The organism is Methylobacterium sp. 190mf (assembly GCF_900107945.1).
Taxonomy (GTDB): Bacteria; Pseudomonadota; Alphaproteobacteria; order Rhizobiales; family Beijerinckiaceae; genus Methylobacterium.
The window spans coordinates 1-17730 of the sequence record NZ_FNVI01000026.1 but is presented as its reverse complement, the minus strand read 5'-3'; the positions used below and the strand labels follow the sequence as shown (position 1 = coordinate 17730).

Sequence of the window (17730 nt, the reverse complement as noted above, 5' to 3'; positions counted from 1 at the left end):
CCGGTTTCCTCACCGTTCGTTAACCCACATGTCGCCTGAATCCGCGCCCAGACTCCGTTCCGCATCGTGAGGATCGTCAGCATGCCGAAGCACCCGACGGGACCGAGGACGGCGCGCGCGCTCGGGCTGCTCGCCGGCATCGCGGTCCTGCCCCTGGCGAGCCTGCCGGCGCGGGCCGATTTCGACAGCTGCCTCGCCGGCATCCAGTCGCAGGCGGCAGCGGCGGGCGTCTCGGCGCAGACCTTCCGGGCCGCCACGAGCGGCATCGGCTACGACGACAAGGTGATCGAGCTGTCCCAGGCGCAGCCCGAGTTCAAGACGCCGATCTGGGACTACATGGCGGCGCTCGTCGACGACGAGCGGGTCGAGGACGGGCGCGCGGCCATGCGCCAGAACGCGGCGGCACTCGCCCAGGCCGAGTCGCGCTACGGAGTCGACCGCTACACGATCGCGGCGGTCTGGGGAGTCGAGTCGAATTTCGGCAAGAACCTCGGCAAGATGCCGCTGGTGCAGTCGCTGGCGACGCTCGCCTGCTCGAACAACCGCCGTCGGGACTTCTTCCGCGGCGAGCTGATCGCCACCCTGCGGATCATCGAGCGCGGCGACATCGCGCCGGAGCGGCTGACCGGCTCCTGGGCGGGCGCCTTCGGCCAGACCCAGTTCATGCCGACGACCTATCAGCGACTCGCCGTGGACGGCGACGGCGACGGCCGGCGCGACGTGGTCGACTCCGTGGCCGACGCCGTCGCCTCCACCGCCAACTTCCTGCGCGTCGCCAAGTGGCAGAACGGTCAGGTCTGGGGCTACGAGGTGAAGCTGCCCCGCGGCTTCAACGTCGGCGCCGCCGGGCGCAAGAACAAGAAGCCGGTCGCCCACTGGGCGTCGCTCGGCGTCATCCGCGCGGACGGGCGCCCGCTCTCGGGCGAGGGCCCGGCCGGGATCCTGGCGCCCGCCGGCATCGACGGACCGGCCTTCCTGGTGACCCGGAACTTCGACGCGATCTACTCGTACAACGCCGCCGAATCCTACGGCCTCGCCATCGCGGTCCTGTCCGACCGGCTGCGCGGCCGGCCCGGCGTCCAGGCCGCCTGGCCGACCGACGACCCGCCCCTGTCGCGGGCCGAGCGCCGCGACCTCCAGACCCGACTGGCCGCCCGCGGCTACGACGTCGGCGAGCCGGACGGTAAGGTCGGCCAGAAGACGCGCGACGCCATCAAGGACGTCGAGCGCCGGCTCGGCATGACACCGACGGGCCGCGCCGGCGGCAAGGTTCTGGAGGCCCTGCGCGGGGGATGAGCCGGCGGCTGATCACGTCGGGGTCCCCGTTCGAGCGGGATTACGGCTACTCTCGGGCGGTGGTCGACGGCGACACCGTCTACCTGTCCGGGACGACCGGCTACGACTACGCCACGATGACGATGCCCGACGGCGCCGCCGCGCAGGCCGAGGCCTGCTGGCGCACGATCCGTTCGGTCCTCGCCGAGGCCGGGACCGGCCTCGCCGGCGTCCTGCGCGCCACCTACTACGTCACCGACCGGGACGATGCCGAGGCCGTGCTGGCCGTCTGCGGGCGGGTGCTGGCGGACGTCCGGCCCGCCGCCACGATCGTGGTCGTGGCGGGCCTCCTGCGCCCCGAGATGCGCGTCGAGATCGAGGTGACCGCGCGGATCGGCTAGACGCCTGTCCCGCTCCCGATCGCGCCGTCTCCGCGCCGTTCCGCCGGGCCGCGGCGCCACTCCGATCCGCCGATGACGTCATCCCCATCGTGCCCGAGCTCTGCGTGCAAGGGAGCGACTCGATCCCGGTCATTCGGGCTGGTCGGGCGTAGCCCCGCGCCACGGGCACGATCTCAGGTTCTGCTCGCCGACTGACGGCCCGCTCCTGCAGCCGGCGCAGACCGCGTCGCGGGTGACCGCTTCATCGCCCGCCCTGCGCGTCTGAACCGCGTGTCTTTCAGATCTCGATCCAGATCTGCGAGATTACGTTGACATGCGGGCTCAGATTTATCGGGCCACACCGCAGCATCGACGAGTTTGTCGATCTCGCGGAACGTATTATGATAAGACGATTTTTGAGTAAAAATCTATCACGTCGGATGATGACGCAGATTGCCTTGATAGGGCTGCTTGTATCGGTCATCGGTGTCATCGGACTGCGCATGTATTACCAAGAGATGCTGTCGGGGCGGCTGAAGTCCCTGCGCACGGTCACGGAGTTGTTCACCACCTATGCGCAAAGTCTCGAGAGCCGGGTCAGGAGCGGCGCCCTGTCCCGTGAGGCGGCCCTGGCGGAGCTGGCCGAGACCGCCATGGCCATGCGATTCGATAACGGCACCAACTACGTCGCCATCTACGCGATGGACGGCACGGTCCTGGCGGTCCCCGATCGCCGTCTCGTCGGCAGCAACCAGCTGGAGACCCGGGTCAACGGCGTTCGTGCGGCCGGAACGCTGATCGAACGGCTGAAGACCTCCGACACGGCGACGCTGAGCTATCTCTACCCCCGGCCGGGGCACGAAGGCCTGTCTCCGAAGACGACGCTCGCCGTCAGGTTCGAGCCCTGGGACATCATGATCGCGGCCGGGACCTACACCGACGACATCGGGGCCGCCTTCCAGGCGCTCGCCCTCGCGGCGACCGGCCTTCTGCTCGGGGTCGGCGCGCTCGGGGTGATCGGCTCCGTCCTGATCGGGCGCGGCATCACGCGCCCGCTCGACCGCCTCGGTCGCCGGATGCAGGCGCTCGCCCGGGGCGACGGCGCGGAGCCGATACCGGGCTCGAGCGGACGGACGAGATCGGTCAGATGGCCCGGACCGTCGAAGTGTTCCGGCAGGCGCTGGTCGCCAAGGCCGAGACGGACCGGGCGGTCGCGCGCGAAGCTGAGGCCAAGGTCCGGCATGCGCAGACCCTCGACGCGCTCACCCGGGCGTTCGAGGCCCGGGCCGGGGCGCTGATGACGGGCGTCTCCGCGGCCGCCACTGAGATGCAGGCGACCGCCGAGGCGATGGCGCGGACGGCGTCGCGCACGAGTGCCCGGGCGACGCGCGTCGCCGGGGCCGCGCAGGAGACCGCCGGGAGCGTGCAGAGCGTCGCCGCGGCCACCGAGGAGATGGCGATCACCATCCAGGAGATCTCCGGACGGATGGCGCAATCCTCGGCCAAGACCGCGCGGGCGGCCACCGAGGCGCGGCGCACGGACGCCCTCGTGGGCGATCTCGCCGACGGGGCCGAGCGGATCGGGGCCGTCGCCAGCATGATCGCGGGCATCGCCCGTCAGACCAACCTCCTCGCCCTCAACGCCACGATCGAGGCGGCGCGGGCCGGCGAGGCGGGCCGGGGCTTCGCCATCGTGGCGGGCGAGGTCAAGGCGCTGGCCGAGCAGACCGCGGCCGCGACCGAGGAGATCGCCGCGCGGATCGGCGCGGTCCAGGCCTCGACCCGGCAGGCCGTCGAGGCGATCCACGGGATCGGCCGCAGCGTGGGCGAGGTCAGCACGCTCGCCGCGTCCGTCGCGGCCGCGATCGAGCAGCAGGGCGCGACCACCGAGGAGATCGTGCGCAGCGTCGCGCGCGCGGCGGCCGGCACGGAGGCCGTCACCGGCAACATCGCCGAGGTCTCGCAGGGCGCCGAGGCGACGGGCGAGGCGGCCGAGCAGGTGCTCGGCGCCGCGATCGACCTGTCGCGCAGGTCCGATCAGCTCTCCGCCGAGATCCACCGGCTCCTCGACGGGATCCGGGCTGCCTGAGGCGCGCTATCGGCCGACTGGACGGACCTGTCGGCCACGAAAAAACCGGCCCGGCTGAGCCGGACCGGTCTGAAACGGGGCGATCGCTCCGGCCTGCGGAGCGAATCGGACAGCTTACTCGGCGGCAGCCGGCGCCGGGGCCGGGGTGTCCTTGGCCTTGTAGCGGTCGGTGCGCTCGACGATGCGGGCCGACTTACCGCGCCGGTCGCGCAGGTAGTACAGCTTGGCACGGCGCACCTTGCCGCGGCGGGCCACCTTGATCGAGTCGATCATCGGCGAATGGACCGGGAAGACGCGCTCCACGCCCTCACCGTAGGAGATCTTGCGGACCGTGAAGCTCTCGTTGAGGCCGCCGCCCGAGCGGGCGATGCAGACGCCCTCGTAGGCCTGGACGCGGGTGCGCTCGCCTTCCTTCACGCGGACGTTGACGATGAGCGTATCGCCCGGCTCGAAATCCGGGATGGTCTTGGCGAGGCGCGCGACTTCCTCGCGCTCCAGCTGCTCGATGATGTTCATGGCATAGCTCCGGCCGTCGCGCCGTTCCGCCCCTCATGGGCGATCGGCGCCAGGATTTCGGCGATCCTGTTGTGAGTTGGGCGGCTCTCTACAGGATCGTCGCCGGCTTGTCGATTGGGTTGCCGCCGCGATCCGTCCGCGCTGCTGCCGGCGCGGCGGATCGTCGGTCGACTCGGGATCAGGGCCCGATGCGCGCCGCCCGTGAAGCGCTCCGGCCTCGCGTCAGCGGCGCTCCCCGGATGCGGATCGTACTTCGGGCAGCACGCAGGCAGAGAGGAAGGCGGCGAGATCGTCCGTGATGTGGTCGATATGCGGCTCGCGCACCGCCTCCTGCTCGAAGGCCTCGCGGTAGGGATCGGTGACCTTCGGCACCACCAGCACGGTCGCCATGCCGAGGTCGTGCGGCACCGCGAGGTTGCGGGCGATGTCCTCGAACAGGGCGGCGCGGGTCGGTTCGACGGCGTGCTTCTCCAGGAACCGCTCGTAGGTCGTGCGCTCCGGCTTCGGCACGAAGTCGGCGGCGGCGATGTCGAACACGTCCTCGAAATGGTCGAGGATGCCGAGCTTGGCGGCGACGTTCTCGGCGTGCCGGCGCGACCCGTTGGTCAGGATCAGCTTGCGCCCGGGCAGCCGCTCGATCGCGTCGCCGAGGCTCTTGTCGAGCTTGATCGACGAATGGTCGATGTCGTGCGCGAAATCGAGGAAGTCGTGGGGATCGACCCGCGACTCGACCATCAGCGCCGACAGCGTCGTGCCGTAGCGGTGGTAGAAGTACTTCTGCAGGGCGCGGGCCGAGATCCCGTCGAGCCCGTAGAGCTGCATCACGTACAGGGTGATGCGCTCGTCGACCTTCGGCCAGACCGCCGCGTCGCTCGGGTAGAGCGTGTTGTCGAGGTCGAACACCCAGGTGTCGACATCGGCGAAGCCGCGCGCCGCGGGCGTGGTGAACTGGGCCTTGTCGGGGTGGTGCACCGGAACCCCTCAGGTTGCTGTTGCCCCGGAATCTGGACCGGAACGGTCAAGCTCGCAAGTTCGGTGCTTGCCGGTACCTTGCCCGGACCTTGCTGGGGCCGGCCCCTCCGGGGCGGGTGGGGTACGACAATGCGCTGGGCGCGCGGAGGTTGCGCCCGCGCGCCGCGCCGGGATCCGGCACGGTGCGCGGGCGGTCCGGATCTCAGCCGCGACGGATCAGGGTGCCGGCACCGTAATCGGTGAACAGTTCGAGCAGCACGGCGTGGTTGACCTTGCCGTCGAGGATGACGACCGCCTCGACGCCGCGCTCGATCGCGTACATGCAGGTCTCGATCTTCGGGATCATCCCGCCCGTGATGGTGCCGTCGGCGATCAGGCGCCGGCAATCCTCCACGGTGAGTTCCGGGATCAGCTTCTTGTCCTTGTCGAGGACGCCCGGCACGTCGGTGAGCAGCAGCAGGCGCTTGGCCCGGAGCGCCCCGGCGATCGCCCCCGCGAAGGTGTCGGCGTTCACGTTGTAGGTCTGCCCGTCCGCCCCGTAGGCGACCGGCGCCAGGACCGGGATCAGCTCGGCCTTGAGCACCGCGTCGAGGACGCCGCGCTCGACGTGGTCCGGCTCGCCGACGAGGCCCAGATCGACGGTCTGCTCCACGCGGCTCTCGGGATCGACGACGGTCTTCATCGCCCGCTTGGCCCGGACCATGTTGCCGTCCTTGCCGCACAGGCCGACCGCCCGGCCGCCCTCGGCCGAGATCCAGCCGACGATCTGCTTGTTGATCAGGCCCGCCAGGACCATCTCGACCACCTCGACGGTGGCCTCGTCGGTGACGCGCAGGCCGCCGCGGAACTCGGACTGGATGCCGAGCCGGTCGAGCATCTTGCCGATCTGCGGTCCGCCGCCGTGCACGACGATCGGCTTCAGGCCGGACTGCTCCAGCAGGACGATGTCCTCGGCGAAGTCCTCGGCCGCGGCCCGGTCGCCCATGGCGTGGCCGCCGTACTTGATGACGACGATCTCCTGGTCGTAGCGCTGCATGTGGGGCAGCGCCTGGGCCAGGACCTCGGCACGCACGTGCACGTTGGGCAATTCGGTCATCGCGGTCCTTCACCGATCCTTGGGTCGGGTCCTCGGGGGCGGATCCGGGCCTCCCCGTCGGGCGGGGGCGCTTCTACAGGAAGCCGCCCGCGCTGCGAAGCCGCCCCGCGCGCCGTCGCGGAGGCGCGCCGCGCGGATCGGCGGCCGATGCGGGGCGCTCCGGGACCCGCTGTCAAACTACAGTCATCCTTCGCGGGTGTTGCATTCCCGTGACAGACTGGAGCAGATCCAGGCTGGCCCGGGTTGCATCCTCACGCGGCCCGGATCATGTTGCATCGCAGCAAGCCGAGGGCGAGCTGCCGGGAGGGCCCGATGCGGATTGCGATGATTGGGGCCGGATATGTCGGCCTGGTCTCCGGCGCCTGCCTGGCCGATTTCGGCCACACGGTCGTGTGCATCGACCGGGACCCCGACAAGATCGCCAGCCTGAACGCCGGCCGCATGCCGATCTACGAGCCGGGCCTCGACGTCCTGGTCGCCGAAAACGTTCGCCAGGGCCGGCTCGCCTTCCGCGCGACCATGCGGGACGCCGTGGCCGAGGCGGACGCGGTCTTCATCGCGGTGGGCACGCCCTCCCGCCGCGGCGACGGCTTCGCCGACCTGAGCTACGTGTTCGATGCCGCCCGGGAGATCGCCGGGTCCCTGTCCGGCTTCACCGTGGTTGTGACCAAGTCGACCGTTCCGGTGGGCACGGGTGACGAGGTCGAGCGCATCATCCGCGAGACCAACCCCGAGGCGCAGTTCGCGGTCGCCTCGAACCCCGAGTTCCTGCGCGAGGGCGCGGCCATCGCCGACTTCAAGCGCCCCGACCGCATCGTCGTCGGCGCCGAGGAGGCCCGGGCCGAGGCTGTGATGCGCGAGGTCTACCGGCCGCTCTACCTCAACCAGGCGCCGATCATGGTCACCTCGCGCCGGACGGCCGAGTTGACCAAGTACGCGGCGAACGCGTTCCTCGCGGCGAAGATCACGTTCATCAACGAAGTGGCGGACCTGTGCGAGGCGGTGGGCGCGGACGTGCAGGCGGTGGCGCGCGGCATCGGCCTGGACAACCGGATCGGGTCGAAGTTCCTGCATGCCGGGCCGGGCTACGGCGGCTCGTGCTTCCCCAAGGACACGCTGGCCCTGGTCAAGACCGCGCAGGATGCGGGCACGCCGCTGCGGCTGGTCGAGACGGTGGTGGCGGTCAACGACCAGCGCAAGCGCGCGATGGCGCGCAAGGTGATCAAGGCCTGCGGCGGGTCGGTGCGGGGCAAGACGATCGCCCTCCTCGGCCTGACCTTCAAGCCGAACACCGACGACATGCGCGACGCGCCCGCGCTGGCGATCGTGGCGGGTCTGCAGGACGCCGGCGCCGTAATCCGCGCCTACGATCCCGAGGGCATGGAGCAGGCTCGGATCCTGATGCCGGCTGTGGATTACGCCGAGAACGCCTACGCCTGCGCCGAGGGCGCCGACGCGGTGGTGATCGTCACCGAGTGGAACGCGTTCCGGGCCCTCGACCTCGACCGACTGCGTCAGGCCATGTCGTCCGGTGAGGCGGCTCCCGTGCTGATCGACCTGCGCAACATCTACGACCCCGCGAGCGCCGCGCGCCACGGTTTCACCTATTGCGGCGTCGGACGAACCAAGGAGAGCGTCGCCCGGATCGGGTCTTGATCATCACTGCGCCGGCCTTCGAGCCCGGATTCCTGTGCGGGACCTGCGCGACATCGCGAAGATTTCTTCCGGAATCGGCATCGATGCCGCTAGACGGGCGGCGTCCGCGGAGGCGCAACTGTGGCTTTCTCGTGATCGAGCCCGCGTCTCGGCAGCCGGTCCGGCGGTTCAAACTTGGCGTTTTGACCGTAGGAATTGGATAAGCTTCTGATGAATACATGTCACAGCCTCTGGCAATTTTGCCACGCGGGGATGACCTCGCGTTAGGGCTGGTTGGACACCGCAATGGTGCCACAGTAAGGGGTGAGAGGGTACTCACTCGTCGAGAGCCGAGCCGACTTCCGATAACGAGCGTGTGCGAACCGAACGTGACACAACGTACAGACATTGCGATCGTCGGACGCGCATGCCGACTGCCCGGGGCCCCCAGCGTGGATGGGCTCTGGTCACTCCTGTCCGAAGGGCGCTGCGCCGTCAGCAAGGTGCCGGCCGACCGGTTCTCCCTGGAGCGGTTCGCCCATCCGCGCGCCCATGAGCGCGGCAAGAGCTACACCTGGGCGGCCGGTGTCATCGACGACGTCTGGTCGTTCGACCCGTCGGTCTTCGGCATCTCGCCCCGCGAGGCCGAGCAGATGGATCCGCAGCAGCGGATGCTGCTCGAGCTGACCTGGGAAGCCCTCGAGGACGCGGGCCTGCGCCCGTCGAGCGTGGCCGGCAGCAATATCGGCGTGTTCGTCGGCGCCTCGTCCCTCGATTACGGCAACCTGCGCATCCTCGACGCGCCGTCGGGCGACGCTTACGCGGCGACCGGCAACACGCTCTCGATCATCTCGAACCGCATCTCCTACATCTTCGACCTCAAGGGCCCGAGCTTCACGGTCGACACGGCCTGCTCGTCCTCGCTCGTCGCCTTCGACAACGCCGTGCAGGCGATCCGGTCGGGCCGCGTGGACACCGCGGTCGTCGCCGGCGTGAACGTGCTGGCGAGCCCGTTCAACTTCATCTGCTTCTCCACCGCGCAGATGCTCTCGCGCACCGGCCTGTGCCAGGCGTTCTCCAAGAACGCCGACGGCTACGTGCGCTCCGAGGGCGGCGTGGTGTTCGTGCTGCAGTCGGCCGAGGCCGCGCGGCGCAACGGCGCCACCGTGCGCGCGGTCGTCGCCGCCTCCGGCATCAACTCCGACGGCCGGACCACCGGCATCTCCCTCCCCTCGGGCTACGCCCAGGGCGCCCTGCTGGAGAAGGTCTACCGCGAGGCCGAGATCCGCCTCGACGACCTCGCCTTCATGGAGGCGCACGGCACCGGCACGCCGGTGGGCGACCCGATCGAGGCCTCGGCCATCGGCTCGAAGCTCGGCCGCGGCCGGCAGGCGCCGCTGCCGATCGGCTCGATCAAGACCAATATCGGCCACACCGAGCCGGTCTCCGGCCTCGCCGGCCTGATGAAGGCGACTCTGGCGCTCGAGCACGATCTCGTCCCGCCGTCGCTGCACGCGGCCGAGCTCAATCCCGAGATCCCCTTCGGCGAGCTCAACCTGGACGTCGTGCGCGCGCCGCTGAAGATCGGCCGCGGCTCGCGCGAGCGCTTCGCCGGCGTCAACTCCTTCGGCTTCGGCGGCACCAACGCCCACGTCGTCATCACCGACGCGCCCGCCTGGGCGAAGCCCGCCGTCGCGACCGCGGAGCCCCAGGCCCAGGTGCTGCTGCTCTCGGCCCAGAGCCGGGCGGCGCTGAACGAGCTCGCCCTCGACTACGCCGAGCGCCTCGAGGCCGCCCCCGAGCAGGCCGCGACGGTGGCGGCCGCGGTGGCGCACCGCCGCGAGCGCATGCCCGCCCGCCTCGCCGTCGCCCTGGACGGCAAGACCGACGTCGCCGCCGCGCTCCGCGCCGTCGGCGAAGGCGAGGACACGCAGGACGCCTTCACCGGCACCGCGGTCGACCGCGTCGCCGAGGTGGCCTTCATCTATTCCGGCAACGGCAGCCAGTGGGCCGGGATGGGCCGCGAGGCCTACGAGGAGAACGCGGCCTTCCGCGCGACCTTCGACCGGATCGACACCCTGTTCCGGGCCTACTCGGACTGGTCGCTGAAGGACGCGCTCTACGCCGACGACCTCGACGAGCGCCTCGCGCTGACCAGCGTCTCGCAGCCGCTGATCTTCGCCATCGAGAGCGCCTCTACGGCCGCGCTCAAGGCGAAGGGCCTGATCCCGTCCTACGTCCTCGGCCACTCCGTGGGCGAGATCGCGGCCGCCGAGGCCGCCGGGATCCTCAGCCTGGAGGACGCGGTCCGGGTCATCTACTACCGCAGCCACCACCAGGAGACGACGCACGGCCAGGGCACCATGGCGGTGCTGCTGATGCCGGCCGAGGAGGTCGAGACCTTCCTCAAGGATTACCCGACCCTCGACATCGCCGCCTACAACAGCCCCAAGGCCGTCACGGTCGCCGGGCCGGTGGCCGACATCGACGCCGCCATCAAGGCCCTGTCGCGCAAGCGCCGTCGCGGCCGCAAGCTCGACCTCGCCTACGCCTTCCACGGTCGGCTGATGGACCCGACCGAGAAGCCGCTGCTGCGCGATCTCGCGGGCCTCAAGTCGCGGACCGGCACCACCGCGATGGTCTCGACCGTGACCGGATCGGTGCTGGGCGGCGAGAATTTCGGCGCCGGCTACTGGTGGCGCAACATCCGCGAGCCGGTGCGCTTCTGCGAGGCCGTGCAGGACGCCACCCGCCGCGGCGCCCGCGTGTTCGTCGAGGTCGGCCCGCGCGCGACCCTCATGTCGCACGTCGGCGACGCGGTCGAGCCGCTGGGCATCGAGACCGCCACGGTCGGCGTGATGCACCGCAAGGCCTCCGGCGGCGACCCGATCGCCAAGGCGGTCAGCGCCGCCCTCGTCCAGGGCGCGCAGGTCGACGAGACGCTGCTGTTCGGCGACGCGCCGAAGGGCGACGTCCGCCTGCCCTCCTACCCGTGGCAGCGCCGCCCGTTCCGCCTCGCCGACACCACCGAGGGCGTCGGCGCGATGAGCCCCCGCCCCTATCACCCGCTGATCGGGTCGCGCACGACCTTCGACGGGCTGGAGTGGAACGGCTTCGTCGACCCGGTGACCGTGCCGGAACTGGAGGATCACAAGGTCGACGGCCAGGTGATCATGCCGGGCGCCGGCTTCGTCGAGATGGCCCTGGCCTGCGTTCGCGAGGCTCTGCGTGACGACGAGGTCGTGCTGGCCGACTTCGAGATCGTGGCGCCGATGGTGTTCGCCGAGGACGCCCTGCGCGAGGTCGCGGTGCGCCTGTCGGGCTCGGGCAACGGCATCCAGGTGCTGAGCCGGCCCCGCCTGACCCAGACCCCCTGGCAGCTGCACGCCCAGGCCAAGATCGTCGAGGGCACCTTCTCGGCCCCGAAGACACCGGATCTCGACGGCTTCAGCTTCGAGACCGCGGTCGACCACGTGCTCACCGGCGACGCGCTCTACGCCAAGGCCCTCGCCTCCGGGCTCGGCTTCGGCCCGAGCTTCCAGCAGGTGGCGATGAGCGCACGGCTCGACGACGCCACGATCGTCTCCGACCTGCTGCCGGCCGAGCCCGACACCCGCTACGGCCTGGTGCCGAACCGGCTCGACGCGTGCTTCCACGGGCTGATCCTGCTGTTCGCCGACCTGCTCGGCGAGAACGGCGGCAAGGCCTACATCCCGGTGCGCTTCGGCGAGGTCCGTATGCTGCGCCCCGGCGCGGTGATCGCCCGCTCGATCATCCGCACCCGCCGCTGCAACGAGCGCTCGATCCTGGCCGACTTCACGCTCCTCGACGCCGAGGGCGCGGTCATCGCCACGATCCGCGAGGGCCGGTTCCAGGCCCTGCGCGCCAAGAGCGGCGGCGACCTCTCGACCTTCGCGATCTCGCAGGTGCCGGAGCTCGCCACCGAGCCGACCGCGATCCCGATGGAGCGCCGCCCGAGCGTGGCCGCGCGTCTGCGCCCGCTCGCCGCCGAGTCGAAGGGGCCGTCCGACGCCGCCCTGTCGCCGGGCCACCTCCTGCTGGAGGGCTGGGCGACCTCGCTCGCCTACCGCCTCGCCTCCGGGCTGGCGCAGGGGGAGACCGTCTCGGTCACTGACAGCCGCGTGCCGGAGGCCCTGCGCCCCTGGCTGCTGAACGCGCTCTACGCTCTGGAGAGCAGCGGCCTCGCCGAGCGCGCCGGCCAGAACTGGACGCTCGGCGACGGCTCCGCCCTGCCGGCGCCCGACGAGATCATGCGCTGGATCGCCGGCGACCATCCGGACCTCTCGGCCGAGCTCGTGCTGATCGCCGATGTCGGCGCCCTGGTCGACCGGCTTCTCGCCGGCACGCTCACCGACGCACCGTCCCTGCCGCAGGGGGCGATCGACGCCTTCGTGCTGCGCTCGGCCACCGCGCGCCACGGCGCCGACGTGGTCGCCGGCCTGATCGAGCGGAGCCGTGCCCAGCTCCCGAAGGAGCGGGCGCTGCGGGTCCTGCAGGTCGGCTTCGGCCCGCTCTCGGCCCAGACCGCGACCTTCGCGTCCGTCGCCGAGGCCCGGCTCACCGTCTTCGAGACCGACCGCCGGCTCGCCGAGCGCGCCCGCCTGTCGCTCGGCCGTGCCGCCGCCGTGGTCGAGACCGCCGAGGAGCTCGCGCCCGGCAGCTTCGACCTGATCCTGGCGTCGGGCAGCCTGCATCGCGGCGACCGCGGCCTCCCGGGCCAGCTCGCCGGGGCGCTCGCCACCGGCGGCCTGCTGGTGGCCGTGGAGCCGGGCGCCTCCCTGTTCCGCGACCTCGTGTTCGGACTGACGGCCGGCTGGTTCGAGGAGGCCGCGGGCGGCCTGCCCGTGGGCCGGCTCGAGGACATCGAGGGCTGGCAGCGCATCCTGAGCGCCCACGGCCTGGTCAAGGTCGAGGTCGAGCGGGCCGCCTCCGCCAACGGCGACGACCTGCTGCTGACGGCCGAGGCGCCGGTGCGTCCGGGCCCGGCCCCGGCGCAGAGCTTCGCCTTCATCATCGGCTCGGACGACGAGTTCGCGGCCGAGACCGCCTCCTCCCTGGCGACTCTGCTGGTCGCGGGCGGCGTGCACGTCTCGATCATCCTCGACTCCGAGACCTCCCTGATGGAGCTGGAGAAGGAGACCCCCGACACGGTGGTGTTCCTGGCCGGCGCCTTCACCCGCGGCGGCGAGGCGTCCGAGCGGCTGCGCGACCGCTGCCTCAGCCTGAAGCGCTGCACCGAGCACCTGGGATCCCGCCAGACCAAGCTCTGGGTCGTGGCGCCTGGCGCGACCCGCGACCGCGGCGGCCAGACCACCAACATCGAGGCGGGCGTGTGGGCCTTCTCCCGCACGCTCGCCAACGAAGCCCCGAACCTCGACGTCCGCCGCATCGACCTCTCCCCCGAGATGTCGTCGAAGCGCGCCTCCGAGCGCCTGCGCGACCTCATCCTCTCCGGCACCCCGGAGACCGAGATCGTGCTGGACGACGAGCGGACCCAGGTCGTGCGCTTCCACGCCGGCCGGCCGCAGCACCGGGATCCGGCCGACGCCGTCCCGGCCGAGGCCGCGCGCCTGGAGCGCAGCAACACCGGCGGCTTGAGCGAGATGGTCTGGGGGCCGGCCGAGCGCCGCGCTCCCGGCAAGGGCGAGATGGAGATCGCGGTCGAGGCCACCGGCCTCAACTTCCGCGACGTTCTCTGGGCGCTCTCGATGCTCCCCGAGGAGATCCTCGAGGACGGCTTCGCCGGCCCCCGCCTCGGCCTCGAGTGTGCCGGCCGCGTCACGGCCGTCGGCCCGGGCGTGAAGGGCTTCAAGGTCGGTGACCCGGTCGTCGCCTTCGCGCAGTCGGGCTTTGCGACTCACATCGTTGTGCCGGACCTCGTCGTCGCGCCGATGCCGCACGGCCTCGACCCGATGGCGGCCGCCACCGTGCCGGTGGCCTTCCTCACCGCCTATTACGGCCTCGTCTCCTGCGCCCGGATGCGGCGCGGCGAGTGGGTGCTGGTCCACGGCGGCGCGGGCGGCGTCGGACTCGCTGCCTTGCAGATCGCCAAGCTCAAGGGCGCGCGGGTCATCGCCACGGCCGGCTCCCGCGAGAAGCGGGCCCTCGTGAAGGCGCTGGGCGCCGAGCACGTGCTCGATTCCCGCTCCCTGGCCTTCGTGGACGAGGTCCGAGCGATCACCGGCGACGGCGTCGACATCGTGCTGAACAGCCTGTTCGGCGAGGCGATGGAGCGCTCGCTCAACGCCCTCCGGCCGTTCGGCCGCTTCGTCGAGCTGGGCAAGCGCGACTACGTCGCCAACACCCATATCGGCCTGCGCCCGTTCCGGCGGAACCTCAGCTACTTCGGCGTCGACCTCGACCAGGTGATCCAGCACCAGGGCGACGACGGCGCGCGAATGTTCCGCGAGGTCATGGCCCTGTTCAACGACGGCGGCCTCAAGCCCCTGCCGTACCAGCCCTTCACGGCGGCCGAGACCTCGGACGCGTTCCGGCTGATGCAGCAGTCCGGCCATATCGGGAAGATCGTGATCAGCCCGCCGAAGGCCGGCACGATCATGAAGGACACGGCCCGGCCGTTCACGGTCTCGGCCGAGGGCGTCCACCTGCTGACCGGCGGCCTCGGCGGCTTCGGCCTGGAGGCGGCGCGCTGGCTGATCGACCGGGGTGCCAAGCACCTCGTGCTCGCGGGCCGCAAGGGCGCGGCCACCGACGAGGCCAAGGCCATCGTCGCAGAGCTCACCGCGCGGGGCGTGACCGTCGAGGCGAAGGCCGTCGACATCACGAGCCGCGCCTCGGTGGACCGGCTCATCGCCGGGATCGAGCAGGGCGGCAGGAAACTCGCGGGCGTGCTGCACGCCGCGGCGGTTCTCCAGGACGGCCTGATCTCCAACATCGACGCCGCGGCGCTCGACGCGGTGATCGGCCCCAAGGTGATCGGCGCCCAGCACCTGGACGCCGCCACCCGCGACCGGAGCCTCGACTACTTCGTCCTGTTCTCCTCGGCGACGACCTTCATCGGCAACCCGGGCCAGGGGTCCTACGTGGCCGCCAACGGCTTCATGGAGGGACTCGCGCGCCAGCGCCGCCGCCGCGGCCTGCCCGCGCTGGCCGTGGCCTGGGGCGCCATCGGCGATGTCGGCATGCTCGCCCGCAACAAGGCGGTCATGGAAGGCCTCGCCGGCCGCGTCGGCGTCACGCCGATGGAGGCCCGCCGCTGCCTCGACCTGATGGCCGAGGCGCTGGGCAGCCAGGGCACGTCCCCCGACGAGGCGGTCATCGCCATCGCGGCGATGCACTGGGGCAAGGCGCGCGAGCGTCTCGCCACCATGCGCTCGCCGAGCTACGCCGAACTCGGCTCGGACCAGCAGGCCGAGGCCGGCGGCGTCCAGGCGATCAACATCGCGTCGCTGCTCAAGGGCGGCGACCTCGACGCGGTCCGCAAGACCGTGTCGGACGCGATCGTCGAGGACATCGCCCGCATCCTGCGGCTGCCGAAGGACGACATCAGCCGCGTGCGCCAGCTCTCGGAGATCGGCCTCGACTCGCTGATGGGCGTCGAGCTCGGCGCCAGCCTGCAGGAGCGCTTCGCCCTCGACGCGCCGCCCGCCGGACTTTCGTCGGGCATGACCGTCAACGAGCTGTCGGAGTCCTTAATTCAGGCGGTTTCCGCGCCCATGGACGAGACGGCCGGCGTCGCGATGAGCCTCGTCTCGAAGCATGTCGGCGGTGAGGTCGATGCGCAGATCCTCGCGCCTCTCAAGGAACTCATCGAGCAGACGTCCAGCGAGATCAAAGAGACCAACTCATGACCGACACGGCACGGCCGGACGGCGGGCGCGCGGCGCTCGCCGGCTTCGTGACCAACCGGCTCGGGCGCGCGACGCCGCGCCCGGCCCCCGTCAAGACGGCCTCTCCCGCCGGCAAGTCGGCGGCGCAGAACTTCGAGAACCTGCCGGGCTACCGCGAGCTGAAGCTCCAGCGCCAGGCGGCCGACCTGATCGGTCTGGGCAACCCGTTCTTCCGCGTCCACGACGCCAAGGCCGGGGCCACGACGCGGATCGACCAGAAGAGCTTCACCAACTTCTCGTCCTACGATTACCTCGGCCTGAACGGTCATCCGCGGGTGAGCAACGCCGCCCGGGAGGCAATCGAGGCCTACGGCACCTCCGCGTCGGCGAGCCGCGTGGTGGCGGGCGAGCGGCCCGGGCACATCAGCCTCGAGCAGGCTTTGGCCAAGCACTACCAGTCCGAGGGCTGCATCGTGATGGTGAGCGGCCACGCCACCAACGTCACGACCATCGGCGCCCTGCTGGAAGCCGGCGACGTGATCTTCCACGACGCGCTGTCCCACAACAGCATCGTCACCGGCGCGCAGCTGTCGGGCGCCCAGCGCCGCTCCTTCGCGCATAACGACCTCGACGCCCTGGAGACCCTGCTCCAGTCGACCCGCCACGAGCATCGCCGGGCGCTGATCGTGGTCGAGGGCCTCTACAGCATGGACGGCGACGCGCCGGACCTCGCCGGGCTCGTGGCCCTCAAGAAGCGCTACGACGCGTGGCTGATGGTCGACGAAGCGCACGGCCTCGGCGTCACCGGCCGCACCGGCGCCGGCCTGTTCGAGCATTGCGGCGTCGATCCCCGCGAGGTCGACATCTGGATGGGCACGCTGTCGAAGACGCTGTCCACCTGCGGCGGCTACATCTGCGGCCCGATCGCGCTGATCGAGTACCTGAAGCACACGGCCGGCGGCTTCGTCTACAGCGTCGGCATGTCGCCGCCGCTGGCCGCCGCCGCCGAGGCGGCGCTGGCCGTGATGCACGCCGAGCCGGAGCGGGTCGAGCGCCTGCGCCAGAACGGCACCCTGTTCCTGGCCACCGCCAAGAAGCTCGGCCTCGACACCGGCTTCAGCCTCGGCCTCGCGGTCGTGCCGATCATCGTCGGCGACTCGCTGAAGGCGGTGACGCTGTCGGACCGGCTGTTCCGCCGGGGCATCAACGTGCAGCCGATCATCCACCCGGCCGTGCCGGAGCGGGCCTCGCGCCTGCGCTTCTTCCTCACCTCCGAGCACACCCCCGACCAGATCCGCGACACCGTGAACGCGGTGGCGGAGGAGCTCGCCGCCATCGACAAGGGCGGCTCGCTGATCGAGCAACTGCTGGCGAAGCGCGTCTGAGCCCGGCCGGGGCCGGGAGCCCCGGTTCCCCGAGAGCGTTACGAAGAAGGGGGCGCGGATCACATCCGCGCCCCCTTCGGCATTCGGGCGACCGGTCTCCGCGGTCTCGGTCGGACGCGCGCATCGGCCGGATCGGCGCGACGCGAACCCGGCATCCGTCGCGCGGTGGGGTGGGTGCCCGCGTCGCGGTGCGCCGCCTTACTTGGCGTAGGAATAGGCCAGGGCGGCCGAGGAGACGGGGCCCGTGACGCCGTTGAAGGCGGTGAGGACCTTCTGGACCTCTGTGAAGGGCGCATTCGACACGTAGATCAGGTCGCGGTTGCGCATCCGGAACGCCTGGGACACGAACAGGCTGTTGGGGTCGCGCATGTCGATCCGGTAGACCACCGGCACCAGAGGCGTGCCGAGAAGCTTCGAGCCGGGGCTGAGCCGGCGCACGACGCTGGCCGGCTCGAACCGGAAGATGAACGTCCCGGCCGGGTCGGCGGCGAAGTCCGACAGGCCGCGCGCCTTGGCCAGCGCCTGCGCCAGCGTGATGCCGTCGGCCTGGAACGGCAGCTCGGTGCTGTTG

The 17730-nt window shown here is 71.2% G+C and carries 10 protein-coding genes and 1 pseudogene; 7 read left to right on the top strand and 4 right to left on the bottom strand.

Annotated elements, in window-relative coordinates; all coding sequences use genetic code 11:
- The first annotated feature begins 81 nt into the window (after positions 1-81).
- From C4T42_RS25200 to C4T42_RS32515, 4 genes are all read left to right on the top strand, one after another.
- Positions 82-1296: a lytic murein transglycosylase gene (locus tag C4T42_RS25200; protein WP_181049215.1), complete on the top strand. Its 1215-nt coding sequence runs from the start codon at positions 82-84 to the stop codon at positions 1294-1296.
- Positions 1293-1676 carry a RidA family protein gene (locus C4T42_RS25195; RefSeq protein WP_091980913.1) on the top strand — a complete coding sequence of 128 codons (384 nt, stop codon included), beginning with the start codon at positions 1293-1295 and terminating at the stop codon, positions 1674-1676. The genes C4T42_RS25200 and C4T42_RS25195 overlap by 4 nt, the downstream gene beginning before the upstream one ends.
- 380 nt (positions 1677-2056) lie before the next feature.
- Complete coding sequence (locus C4T42_RS32520; protein WP_244603275.1) at positions 2057-2953, top strand: cache domain-containing protein; 897 nt, start codon at positions 2057-2059, stop codon at positions 2951-2953.
- Entirely contained in the window at positions 2953-3744 is a 792-nt protein-coding gene (locus C4T42_RS32515) for a methyl-accepting chemotaxis protein (RefSeq protein WP_348529876.1), read from the top strand. The genes C4T42_RS32520 and C4T42_RS32515 overlap by 1 nt, the downstream gene beginning before the upstream one ends.
- 114 nt (positions 3745-3858) lie before the next feature.
- Here C4T42_RS32515 and rplS read toward each other — a convergent pair whose 3' ends face one another.
- From rplS to argB, 3 genes are all read right to left on the bottom strand, one after another.
- The gene (rplS, locus tag C4T42_RS25185; protein ID WP_020095288.1) at positions 3859-4260 is read right to left on the bottom strand and encodes a 50S ribosomal protein L19; all 402 of its coding nucleotides are present in this window, start codon (positions 4258-4260) and stop codon (positions 3859-3861) included.
- A 222-nt stretch (positions 4261-4482) separates the two neighbouring features.
- Positions 4483-5232: a pyrimidine 5'-nucleotidase gene (locus C4T42_RS25180; RefSeq protein WP_042672461.1), complete on the bottom strand. Its 750-nt coding sequence runs from the start codon at positions 5230-5232 to the stop codon at positions 4483-4485.
- A gap of 202 nt (positions 5233-5434) precedes the next feature.
- The gene (gene argB / locus C4T42_RS25175) at positions 5435-6328 is read right to left on the bottom strand and encodes an acetylglutamate kinase (protein WP_020095286.1); all 894 of its coding nucleotides are present in this window, start codon (positions 6326-6328) and stop codon (positions 5435-5437) included.
- Positions 6329-6640: 312 nt separating this feature from the next.
- On the opposite strand from argB, the gene C4T42_RS25170 reads away from it, so the two are divergent.
- The 3 genes from C4T42_RS25170 (at position 6641) to C4T42_RS25160 (ending at position 17159) form a co-directional block, all read left to right on the top strand.
- On the top strand, positions 6641-7984 hold the full coding sequence (locus tag C4T42_RS25170; protein WP_103986052.1) for a UDP-glucose/GDP-mannose dehydrogenase family protein: 1344 nt from the start codon (positions 6641-6643) through the stop codon (positions 7982-7984).
- A gap of 368 nt (positions 7985-8352) precedes the next feature.
- Entirely contained in the window at positions 8353-15795 is a 7443-nt protein-coding gene (locus C4T42_RS25165; RefSeq protein ID WP_181049214.1) for a type I polyketide synthase, read from the top strand.
- Positions 15792-17159: an aminotransferase class I/II-fold pyridoxal phosphate-dependent enzyme gene (locus tag C4T42_RS25160; RefSeq protein ID WP_012317954.1), complete on the top strand. Its 1368-nt coding sequence runs from the start codon at positions 15792-15794 to the stop codon at positions 17157-17159. Before C4T42_RS25165 ends, C4T42_RS25160 begins: the two co-directional genes overlap by 4 nt.
- Positions 17160-17357: 198 nt before the next feature.
- Here the strand turns inward: C4T42_RS25160 and C4T42_RS25155 are convergent.
- Positions 17358-17730, bottom strand: a pseudogene (locus tag C4T42_RS25155) (sugar transporter); the annotation flags it as partial.

Excerpts from the sequence above, each read along its gene's own strand:
- C4T42_RS25200 (WP_181049215.1), top strand. The coding sequence starts at position 82 with ATGCCGAAGCACCCGACGGGACCGAGGACGGCGCGCGCGCTCGGGCTG.
- C4T42_RS25195 (WP_091980913.1), top strand. The coding sequence starts at position 1,293 with ATGAGCCGGCGGCTGATCACGTCGGGGTCCCCGTTCGAGCGGGATTAC.
- C4T42_RS32520 (WP_244603275.1), top strand. The coding sequence starts at position 2,057 with ATGATAAGACGATTTTTGAGTAAAAATCTATCACGTCGGATGATGACG.
- C4T42_RS32515 (WP_348529876.1), top strand. The coding sequence starts at position 2,953 with ATGACGGGCGTCTCCGCGGCCGCCACTGAGATGCAGGCGACCGCCGAG.
- rplS (WP_020095288.1), bottom strand. The coding sequence starts at position 4,260 with ATGAACATCATCGAGCAGCTGGAGCGCGAGGAAGTCGCGCGCCTCGCC.
- argB (WP_020095286.1), bottom strand. The coding sequence starts at position 6,328 with ATGACCGAATTGCCCAACGTGCACGTGCGTGCCGAGGTCCTGGCCCAG.
- C4T42_RS25170 (WP_103986052.1), top strand. The coding sequence starts at position 6,641 with ATGCGGATTGCGATGATTGGGGCCGGATATGTCGGCCTGGTCTCCGGC.
- C4T42_RS25160 (WP_012317954.1), top strand. The coding sequence starts at position 15,792 with ATGACCGACACGGCACGGCCGGACGGCGGGCGCGCGGCGCTCGCCGGC.